Annotated in this window: 10 protein-coding genes; all 10 read left to right on the top strand. The window is 36.0% G+C overall.

Annotated elements, in window-relative coordinates; all coding sequences use genetic code 11:
- The 10 genes from NSQ55_RS27725 (at nucleotide 1) to NSQ55_RS27680 (ending at nucleotide 11,089) form a co-directional block, all read left to right on the top strand.
- A complete protein-coding gene (locus tag NSQ55_RS27725; RefSeq protein WP_339170061.1) occupies nucleotides 1-2,046 on the top strand; it encodes a glycosyltransferase family 4 protein in 2,046 nt (681 codons plus the stop codon).
- Nucleotides 2,047-2,063: 17 nt separating this feature from the next.
- Entirely contained in the window at nucleotides 2,064-3,614 is a 1,551-nt protein-coding gene (locus tag NSQ55_RS27720; RefSeq protein WP_339170058.1) for a glycosyltransferase family A protein, read from the top strand.
- A gap of 20 nt (nucleotides 3,615-3,634) precedes the next feature.
- Complete coding sequence (locus NSQ55_RS27715) at nucleotides 3,635-4,378, top strand: hypothetical protein (protein WP_339170055.1); 744 nt, start codon at nucleotides 3,635-3,637, stop codon at nucleotides 4,376-4,378.
- Nucleotides 4,379-4,398: 20 nt separating this feature from the next.
- Complete coding sequence (locus tag NSQ55_RS27710; protein WP_339170052.1) at nucleotides 4,399-5,310, top strand: NAD-dependent epimerase/dehydratase family protein; 912 nt, start codon at nucleotides 4,399-4,401, stop codon at nucleotides 5,308-5,310.
- An 83-nt stretch (nucleotides 5,311-5,393) separates the two neighbouring features.
- Nucleotides 5,394-6,629, top strand: coding sequence for an acyltransferase (locus tag NSQ55_RS27705; protein ID WP_339170051.1), 1,236 nt, complete (start codon nucleotides 5,394-5,396; stop codon nucleotides 6,627-6,629).
- Nucleotides 6,630-6,673: 44 nt separating this feature from the next.
- The gene (locus NSQ55_RS27700) at nucleotides 6,674-7,417 is read left to right on the top strand and encodes a sugar phosphate nucleotidyltransferase (protein WP_339170049.1); all 744 of its coding nucleotides are present in this window, start codon (nucleotides 6,674-6,676) and stop codon (nucleotides 7,415-7,417) included.
- 20 nt (nucleotides 7,418-7,437) lie between these two features.
- Nucleotides 7,438-7,986 carry a dTDP-4-dehydrorhamnose 3,5-epimerase gene (gene rfbC, locus NSQ55_RS27695; protein ID WP_339170047.1) on the top strand — a complete coding sequence of 183 codons (549 nt, stop codon included), beginning with the start codon at nucleotides 7,438-7,440 and terminating at the stop codon, nucleotides 7,984-7,986.
- A 54-nt stretch (nucleotides 7,987-8,040) separates the two neighbouring features.
- Nucleotides 8,041-9,063: a dTDP-glucose 4,6-dehydratase gene (rfbB, locus tag NSQ55_RS27690; protein ID WP_076310680.1), complete on the top strand. Its 1,023-nt coding sequence runs from the start codon at nucleotides 8,041-8,043 to the stop codon at nucleotides 9,061-9,063.
- A 24-nt stretch (nucleotides 9,064-9,087) separates the two neighbouring features.
- Nucleotides 9,088-9,951, top strand: a complete 864-nt coding sequence (gene rfbD / locus NSQ55_RS27685) for a dTDP-4-dehydrorhamnose reductase (protein WP_038573485.1) — start codon at nucleotides 9,088-9,090, stop codon at nucleotides 9,949-9,951.
- Nucleotides 9,952-10,069: 118 nt separating this feature from the next.
- Nucleotides 10,070-11,089 (top strand): glycosyltransferase family 2 protein, encoded by a 1,020-nt coding sequence (locus tag NSQ55_RS27680; protein ID WP_339170039.1) that lies wholly within the window; start codon nucleotides 10,070-10,072, stop codon nucleotides 11,087-11,089.
- Nucleotides 11,090-11,113: the final 24 nt, after the last annotated feature.

The following is an 11,113-nucleotide window of genomic DNA, read 5'->3' as shown; positions in this document are numbered from 1 at the left end:
ATGGTTAGAACATATGTCTTTACTTCGTATGAGCTTTACCCTATTAACGCCGGAGGGTGCGGTGTGTTTATTTATAATGCTATGCAGCAGTTGCTTCAGAATGCAAATAACCGCGTGATTTTATTATTAGATATGCCGAAACATGAGTGTGAATCATATATTAAAGACTTTCAGCCAAAGCTTCCGAATAGTAAGAACTTAGAGGTAATATGTTTGTCTGAATGGATACAAGAAGAACCTTATGGGCAAAAATTTTCCAATGTGTTCCTGCAAAAAAGCTATCGTTTTTATAAGGGGCTTCATAAATTAACTCTTCTTCAGCAAGTAGATTATATTGAATTTTTTGATTATGTAGGTATAGGCTATTTTTCAGTTAAAGCAAAACGATTTGAAGGACAGTTTTCCAAAACTGTCCTTGCTGTGAGAGCACATTGTACAATTGAGTTGATGGATCTTGAACAAGTACCTAATAGCTTTGATTTATACAAGCTTGAAATGTACCAAATGGAAAAAGAAGTTATACAAGATGTAGATATTTTGCTCGTTCCTTCTAATGCTTGGGGGGAGATTTACACTCATCGTTATGGAGTGAAAAACGATAGAGTTGTAGTTTCTCCTCCTCCTGTAGAAGTATGGAATGATGTTTCTTATAGCCTTAATGAGAGCCAACAGAATGTTATATTTTACGGTCGTATATTTCAATTAAAGGGAGTAGATCTTTTCGTTGATGCTGCAATAGCATTGATGATAAAACGGCCTGAAAATAATAGTATTTTTTATCTTGTAGGATATGATGGTTTAGACTTAAATGGACAACCTTATAAGGAGCAACTTTTGCTTCGAATACCCGATCATCTAAAGGAAAGATTCATATTCACTGGCCAGCTCAATCATCAGAAATTAGAGCAATTGTTAACAAATATTCGATTTGCAGTCTTTCCAAATTATGTAGAGTCTTTTTGTTATAGTATTCACGAATTGTATAATACGGGGATTCCAATCATTGCGAATGATATTCCAGCATTTAGAGATTATTTTAAACATCAAGAAAATGCTTTGTTATATCATGGTACATCTAGTGACCTCGTTACACAAATGGAATGTATGTTTGACAATGATGAGATGCGTCATCGCATGAGCAGACCATATGGAGTAACAAAAAATCAAGAGTTCAATGATATTTATGAAAGTTTAATTAATTCTATTCAGCCAGAGACTAATACGTCATATTCAATTAATAGGGTTCTAGAGAAGAATAAGTTATCTCTGATTATTTTGGATGAAGGTATCTCAAGTGATACTGGGCCTATATCATTAGTGAATCTATCAGATATAGATAAAGACAGAAGTTATATTCTTAAGAATCAATCTCCGGGAACACCAGTTCATTATCTTGGGAAATTAAGATATGCTTCTAAGATTGATGGGAGTTTCGACGATTTGCTCCCAGTCAATAAGTTCATTTTAACTTGTTATGCTAATGATAATTTTGATTGTGATTATATTACAAATTCTTTGAATATTTTAGCGGCTAATGATTCCATTCGATATGTGGGTGCACAATTTAGAAATAAGGATCACTATGAGCAGTATAACTTACTAGAACCCAATACTTATCGGGATTATACTAGTTTAACAAGAGCTATCTATAAACTGGATGATTATAGTAAATCACTTAGAGATATTTATGATATTAGGTTGAAGGAACTAGGTGAGAAAAAATTTCTTCAAATGACAGGATATATTCTACCAAAGGAATATATTACATTAGGTGAAACAAAGATTCTTGATATTAAAGAAGAATACTATATTTACAGTACTCATTATTCTACCCGTAATAATGAATGGACTCCCTTTGTGCTATATCCCTACTTAATGAATTCTAGTTCTTCAAATGATCTAACTGTTAGTCAACAAAATAATTATAGAGCGAAGAAAATATATCATCGCCTAAAACATAAAGTTGATGCAGTTGGTGGGAAAAAAGGAAAGTTTTTAGTTAGAGTAGTCGACGTTTTGCATAGAGAATTTAAAAAACGATTCTAATACATGGCGGTGTTTAAATGGAGATCTGGTATATTGAAAGTATATTGAGCCAAAAGTTACCACAACCATTTGAAGACTGGCTGTGTGAGCATGTTCATAAGATAATTTTGCAAAGTGGAGTACCAGTTAGAACTTGGTTTGAATCTAAAAATATTGTTAGGTATTCTGACTCTATCCCATCGGAAATAGAACTAAATGAAGATTTTTCGTATTCTCTGAATTTGTCAAACACTTTAGTTGAACAACGGGAATTAAATAGGGAACCAATATGTATATTCATTAATAATAATAATAGGGCACTCCCATATTATTTGCTGCAAAATTTATGGTGTAAAAATCCTGCATTTAATGAAGTGTCAATAATCACCATACAAAACACTGTATTTACTCCCCACCACGATGCAAGTGCGTTTCGATTTCCAGAGTATTGGTTGAAAAAGAAAAATCAATTTTCGCTTGATGCATCACATTTTATTTTAACGTGGGATAAAACAGTACGTGATACTTGGCAGAATAAAACGGATGTTCTTTACATTGAAGCAGACAAGGATGTACAACTAGATCTTAATCATCTCCACGAGAAAAATATGAATAACCAGAATGAAAAATATCCTATCAGTTCGAGTATTCCATATTTAAATAAGAAGGACTTTGTACAGAAAGAGGGTAGCTTACTCTCGGTAATAATTCCATTCTATAATATGGGATCGATGATGCTAGAGACTATTCAGAGTGTTATTGACAGTACTTACCCTGAGATTGAAATTATAATTGTAGATGATGGTAGTGATGAGTTAGAGAGTAAAGAGATTTTAAGGAAAATAGAGTTGTCAATGCCTTTTATACAAATTATAACCATTAAAAATGGGGGGTTGTCAAATGCTCGCAATGTAGGGGCTTATGCGTCAAAGGGAGTATTTATATCTTTTTTAGATTCGGATGATTTAGTAGCGCCTGAATATTATCAAAGATGTATTGAAATTCTTGAAAGTTATATAAATGTTTCTTTTGTTTACTCATGGGTGCGTTTTTTTGGTTTACGAGAAGATGTGTGGGTTACTTTTGATACAGAATTTCCTCTGCTTTTGTTATCCAATATGCTGAGTGCTTTTGCGGTAATCAGAAAAGATCATTTTTTGGAGTATGGAATTAACAAAGTGGAAATGAAAAAGGGAATGGAAGATCATGAATCATGGATAAATATGTGTGAGAATGGATGCGCGGGTGTCAGTATTCCCGAAGCACTCGTTTATTATCGCATTCGTGGTAATTCAATGTCTAGGCAATTCAACCGAGAAATTGTAAACGATCTTTATTATAAGATTAGTCAGTTTCATAAAGAACTTTATAAACGGTTCGGAGACGAAATATTTAATCTTATATACATGAATGGCCCAGGGTATATGTGGAATAACCCTGCGGTGTCATATCCTGAATTAGGATATTTGCAAGATCATGAAATAGATAATAACCTCAAATATGAATTAATGAGGATTTTTAACACGAAAAAAGGGAAATGGCTTATTAAATTATTCATAAAATTAAATTTGAATAAATGGTTTAAATAAAAAATGGAGTTGTTAAAAGAATGCGAGCAAAAATAAAACAATTAATAGCTATATTGTTAGCTATTCTTTTTTTCTTTTCTTTCAGCGAGATATTTATACCGATCCATAATAAAGGTAAGGTATATATTATTTTTGTTTATATGTATCTTTTTGCTCTAGGTTTCTTTACTTTTAGATACTTAATAAAAAAAAGTATTAGCTTGATGAGAAATAATTCATTAACTAAAAAAGTACTGAAGCTATTTCTAGTTTTTTTTATAAGTCTTTTTATTTCATTTGCATTTATTCCGAAAAATTACTTCGAACCAATGAACTATACAAATATAATATTGACGCCAATGAGTGAGGCTTCTAACTCAAATAGAACAGAGGTTTGGTTGAACGAGATTATAATAGATCAGAGTAAACTGGATCTCAAGAGTATAGATATTTCTAGTGGCTGGATGTATAAGGATGGAGCAATAGTATCAATGAGCGGTAACATCAATCCCCAAAAACTAAATGTGTCATCTAAAAGCAGTATTGAACTAGTTTTTGGAAAGCATGCTTGGTCTGGTAAGGTGGGAATATATAATGGAAGTACTCAAATAATTAATTTGCATTCTGAAAATCCTTCAGAGAAAAGTGTCAGGATAGCAGAATCAAGTAAATCAAATGATAATTTTATTAAGTTTGCGGCATATTCAGTATGTGTATCTGTTCTATCCATGATTTTATTAATAATATTTTCTTTTTTTAAAAAAATATTATTAAAACGTAAATAATATTAAAAAGTAGGTGGGTTATGATGAAAATATTAGTAACTGGTGGGTGTGGATTCATTGGATCACATATTGTTGACGAACTATTAGCTAATGGGCATGATGTCTTAGTAATTGATAATTTATCTAGCGGTTATATTAGGAATTTAAGTAAATCGGCTCGCTTTTACAAAATGGATTTTATGTCATTGGAGGCGGAAAGGATAATAAAGGAATTTACACCTGAAGTTGTGATTCATCATGCGGCTCAAGTAAGTGTGCAAAAATCGATGATCAATCCAGTAGTGGATGCTACAACAAATATAATAGGCACAATAAAACTTCTTGATTACTGCAACAAAGCAGGGGTTCGAAAAATAATTTATGCGTCGTCAGCTGCAGTATACGGAAATCCAGATTATCTACCTATCAATGAAGATCATCAAATACATCCAATATCATATTACGGAATATCAAAATATACTCCTGAACAATATATTAGGACTTTTTGCAGTAATAATGAGCTTAATTACACAATATTACGTTATGCTAATGTATTTGGAGAAAGACAGGATGCTAAGGGAGAAGGTGGTGTGGTAGCTATATTTTTGGATCGTCTACTTAACCATGAACCTCCGAGTCTTTATGGTGATGGTGAACAAACCAGAGATTTTATTTATGTAAAAGATATTGTTAGCGCAAATTTATTTGTAATGGATAAAGGCAATAATGATTTGTTTAACGTAAGTACTGGTGAAGGGGTTTCATTAAATAATCTCTATGACTTAATGAATAGTGGATTAAATAAAAATATCACTCCTATTTTTGAAAGTCCAAGAAAAGGGGATATTCTACATAGCTATTTAGATAATGCAAAATTGAAAGCATTAGGATGGGCACCGAAGTTCAATATTGAAAGTGGATTGAGAGATGTTTTTAAAAATCTTAACAATTGAAAAAAGGAACAAATATAAGGAAGTGGCTAAGTTCTATTACTTTATTAGTCTGAGTTTGAGTAATCGAAAAGTTGGAGGCTGAAATGTCTGATAGAAAAATGCTTCATTTAAATGGTCTTCGTGGTGTTGCAGCGTTAATGGTTGTACTATCTCATTATACTTTAAGTTTTTATCCGGCACTGCATACAGGGAATCCTAGTGATGTGTATAACTCGTTTGAACTATTTGTTTCAGCTTCGCCATTTAATGTGCTATATAACGGGAGCTTCGCTGTTTTTATTTTTTTTATATTAAGTGGTTTTGTTTTAAGTTATAAATACTGGAGATTAGAGCACTATACGTTCAATGATTATCTAGGGAATATAATAAAAAGGTATATTCGTTTAAATATTCCCATTGCAGTATCAATAATTTTAGCGTTTACTTTGCTTGCTCTTGGATTATTTTATAATACAAATGCAAATGAAATAGCTAACTCACTGGGATGGCTAAAAGGAATATATAACTTCTCCTCAGATTCTTTAGAAGCATTAAAAGAAGCTTTTTATGGAGTTGTTTTTCAAGGAAAGCAAAATTATAACCTGATTTTATGGACTTTAAAATATGAATTTTATGGATCAGTCATGATTTATTCATTTATGCTCGTACTTAGAAAGACTAATATACGTTATGCAATATATCCTCTGATATTTGTTCTTTTATGGAATAGCTACTATTTAGCATTTTTTCTGGGTTTATTATTAAGTGATCTCCACTCTAAGGATTTATTGAAAATTAAAAATAGAATAGCTTTGTTTTTAATATTTTTATTAGCTCTATTTTTCGGATCTTACCCTTGGCGTGAACAATTCGGAGCACCTACTAGATTATATGGCTTTTTAAAGTTGGATTTCTTAGGGGTGAATTCTTACTACGAGTTCTATCATACTGTTGGTGCATTTCTTCTACTAATTTGTGCTTTGAACTCATCGTATCTAAAGAGACTACTTAGTAGTCGAATTTGTTTGTTTTTAGGAGAAATATCTTTCTCATTATATCTCTTACATTTGCTTATGCTTTGTTCATTATCCAGTCTTATGATGCACTATTTAACTGGTCAATTATCATATAATATTAGTTTTGTTTTGATGTTTACTATTTCTATGTTCCTATTGTTTTTGAGCAGTTATCTATATTATAGATTTGTTGATCTACTAGGTATTAAGTCGGCAAGCATAGTAGTTAAGAGATTTGAGAATCTTATAAATAAAGAAGACATCGCTTCTACACTGCCGTATCAATCGAGAAGACTTGATAATACAAAGAATTTAAAATTGTGAAATAAGCTGTGTTTTTGAAAAACATGTATTGGAGGGAGAATAAAATGAAGGGAATAATCCTAGCCGGAGGCACAGGCTCACGTCTTTATCCTCTAACAAAAGTCACCAACAAACATCTTCTCCCAGTAGGCAAATATCCAATGATTTTCCACTCAATCTATAAGCTCAAACAGGCTGGTATCAAGGATATCTTAATTGTTACTGGTAAAGAACATATGGGTGATGTGGTAAATCTGCTTGGAAGTGGAAACTCTATGGGTGCTTCTTTTACCTATAAAGTTCAGGATGAAGCTGGCGGTATAGCTCAAGCACTCGGCCTTGCAGAGCAATTTGTTGGAGATGACCAAAGTGTTGTTATTCTTGGGGACAACGTATTTGAAGAGGATATTTCTCAATATATTGAAAATTTTAAAGCTCAGGGAACTGGAGCTAAGATTCTGATTCAAAAGGTTTCCGATCCACAGCGCTTCGGTGTTCCTGAACTCCAGGGCGATAATATCATATCTATTGAGGAAAAGCCTACTGCTCCAAAAAGTGGATATGCAGTCACTGGGATTTACATGTTCGATAGTAAGGTTTTCGAGATTATTAAGAAGCTTACTCCTTCAAATCGAGGAGAACTAGAAATAACGGATGTAAATAATGCATATATTAAAAGAAATGAACTGACGTATGATGTTTTGGGCGGTTGGTGGACTGATGCGGGTACGCATTCTTCACTAGCGAGAGCTAATGAATTGGCCAAGGATATTCTGTTTGATGAAGAATTCGGTAAATTAAAACTATAGAAACGAGGAGGAGCTCCAAGATGAATGTCACTCCTTTAAAGTTACAAGGCGCAAGCCTACTAGAACCGGTTGTCCATGGCGACAACCGGGGTTTTTTTATGGAAAGCTATAACGAAGAAATAATGCATAAACTCGGAGTTAACTATCAATTTATTCAAGACAACCAGTCCCTCTCAGCAGAGGTTGGGGTGTTACGTGGCCTGCATTACCAGTTAAACCCTAAAGCTCAAACTAAATTAATTCGCGTCTTATCCGGTGCTATTTATGATGTTATCGTCGATATACGTCGTAATTCCCCTACATTTGGTCAATGGGTCGGAGTAATTCTTAGCGAATATAATAAACGTCAGCTACTGGTGCCTAAAGGCTTCGCGCATGGTTTTTGTACGTTAGTGCCTAACACCCAAGTATTATATAAGGTGGACGAATATTATTCCCCTGAAAATGATCGTGGCATATTATGGAATGATCCAGCCTTAGGTATTGATTGGCCGACTTCTAGTCCTATATTGTCGGATAAGGATCAACGTCATCCATTACTGATAGATGCGGAAATAAACTTTGATTAACAGTGGTAAGCAAAAATTTAAATATAATCTCAAAGAACAAAAGGTGGGCTATAAATGAAACTGCTAGTTACCGGCGGAGCCGGATTTATCGGCAGCAACTTTGTATTATACATGCTGCAACAACATCCTGATTACCAGATCGTCAACGTGGATGCATTGACTTACGCAGGTAATCTGGAGAACCTAAAATCGATCGAGAATCATCCGAACTATACGTTTGTGAAGGCCGACATTACAGATGTTACTGCGATGGATGAACTGATTAGCCAGGGTGTGGATGTCGTTGTCAATTTCGCGGCGGAGTCGCATGTGGATCGGAGTATTTTAGAGCCGGAAGTGTTTGTGAAGACGAATGTACTTGGAACACAAGTGCTTTTGGATGCGGCGAAAAAATACAGTATCACTAAGTTTGTTCAAGTATCTACGGATGAGGTATATGGATCACTGGGAGCGACAGGATTATTCACCGAAGAAACTCCTCTGGCTCCTAACAGTCCATATTCAGCAAGTAAAGCAGGCGGAGACTTGCTAGTACGTGCGTATCACGAAACGTTTGGACTGCCAGTGAATATTACCCGCTGCTCAAACAATTATGGCCCGTACCAATTCCCGGAAAAGCTTATTCCGCTGATGATTTCCCGTGCACTTGCTGATCAAGCGTTGCCTGTTTATGGCGATGGAATGAATATCCGCGATTGGTTGTATGTTGAGGATCATTGCAGCGCGATTGATTTGGTTATTCATGAGGGTGTGAACGGCGAAGTCTACAACATTGGTGGCAATAATGAACGTACGAATGTGCATATTGTAAACACGGTATTGCAGGAACTAGGCAAGCCTGATTCTTTGATTACTTATGTTCAAGACCGTCCTGGTCATGATCGCCGTTATGGGATTGATCCAACTAAGATTATGAATGAACTGGGATGGAAGCCGAAACATACGTTTGAAACAGGTATTAAAGAAACTATCCAATGGTATCTCAATAACCGCGAGTGGTGGACCCGTATTCAATCTGGGGAATACCAAAAATATGCTGAACAGCAATATGGTGATCGTTTAGGTGACTCATTGTAATTTTGATACGGGGGTAAAATAGCTATGAAGGTACTTGTTACAGGTGCGGCCGGACAACTAGGTCAGGACGTAGTTTTACTGCTCCAGCATCAAGGTCACGAAGTGTTGGCTTGCGATCGTCAGGAGATGGATATTACTGATCTGGATCAGTGCATCCAAGTTATTGGCGGGTTTGGACCGGATGCGGTTATTCATTGTGCTGCTCATACGGCAGTAGATGCGGCAGAAAGTGATATTGATGCAGCTTATTTAATTAATGCTACTGGCAGCCGAAATGTAGCGCTTGCTTCTGAAAAAGCTGGAGCCAAGCTGGTGTATATTAGCACGGATTATGTATTTGATGGTATGGGTGCACAGCCTTACCATGAATATGATAATACAGACCCTAAGAGTATATACGGCAAATCGAAACGTGCGGGTGAGGTACTCGTTCAATCCCTCTCCTCTAAGTATTTCATCGTACGAACGTCATGGGTGTACGGCAAATACGGAAATAACTTTGTCAAAACAATGCTAAAGCTTGGTCAAGAAAAGCCAATGCTTCAAGTTGTCGATGACCAAAAAGGTTCGCCTACTTACACAGTCGATTTAGCTCGATTCTTGCTTGAGCTTGTTCAAACTGAGAAGTATGGTGTATACCATGCGTCAAATAGCGACTCTTGTACCTGGTTTGAATTTACACAGGCGATCTTTGTAGAGGCCGAGGATATTTTGGGTTTCAAATTCACTGCTACGCTTGAACCGTGTGCTACGGAACAGTTTCCGAGACCTGCACCACGTCCTCGGAATTCGGTGATGGAGCATCTGTCGATACGTACGAATGGTTTTGAGGACATTCGACCTTGGCGTGAAGGCTTGAGAGATTTCCTCTTAGAGCTAAAAGAATAGAATAACACCAATTGAAACTCCTAAATCGTTTATAACGATGCGGGAGTTTTTTGTGTTCTTTCGTTATAATAAGAAGGAAGCAGGTAGTTAATTAGAAATTACAAAGTCGAGGATACTCATGAATAACAAAACAGTTAGTGTACATATCGTCACCTACAACAGTGCGGATGACATTATAGATTGCTTAGAGGCAGTAATGGCACAGGATTATCCTATTGAGAAAATTGTTGTTGTGGACAATGCGTCTTCGGACGATTGTGCAGAGAAAGTGAATATATTCTTTAACGCGATCGATAAAGGGGCTTTTTTTAGTAATTCACTAGAGGAATTAGATCTGTTCAATTCACAAGCTAACAAGGAAGCGCCCACGAGCCTGCTACTTATCCAAAATCAAAAAAACACAGGCTTCGCCCCAGCTCATAACCAAGCTATAGCTGCTACAGAAACAGATTATGTGCTTGTCCTCAATCCGGATTTGACGCTGGCTCCAGACTATATCTCCAGACTAATCACACAGATGGAGAATAATCCACAGATCGGCAGCGCCACAGGTATGCTTTTGCTAAAGGCTGATCACGGATCAGTGGATAGCACTGGTCTTCGGATGAACAAGGCACGTCGTGCGTTTGACCGTGGTGCAGGGGAGCCAGCAGAACTATGGAAACAGTCGGGTACAGTATTTGGTGTATCTGGGGCGGCGGCGATGTATTCTCGACGGATGATTGAAGACGTTAGTGTTGATGGGGAGTTTTTTGATGCAGATTTTTTTGCATATAAGGAAGATGTGGATGTGGCTTGGAGAGCCCAGCTATTTGGCTGGCAGGGGTATTATGATGCTGAGGCAATTGGGTATCATGAACGTGGGTGGAAAACGTCTGGCCGTAGTACCAAACCAATGTTCATCCGGCGAATATCTTACATTAATCGCTACAAAATGATCTACAAGAATGAATCGGCTCGAACTATGCTGAAGACAATCTTAGTTTCTCTTCCCTATGAAATTGCCGCGCATGGTTATATGCTTCTGAGAGAGCCAAAGTTAATCGTAGCGTGGAAATCCTTTTTCACTCAGCTCCCAGCGTTAAAAAAGAAACGAAAATATATACAGACCATCGTAAAAGAGCGAAAGAACACGTAAATCAAACAGTATCTGGAAAAACCT

The sequence above is a fragment of the Paenibacillus sp. FSL H7-0943 genome (assembly GCF_037963265.1).
In the GTDB taxonomy this organism is placed as follows: Bacteria; Bacillota; Bacilli; order Paenibacillales; family Paenibacillaceae; genus Paenibacillus_AQ; species Paenibacillus_AQ odorifer.
This window is presented reverse-complemented; position numbering and strand designations above follow the sequence as displayed.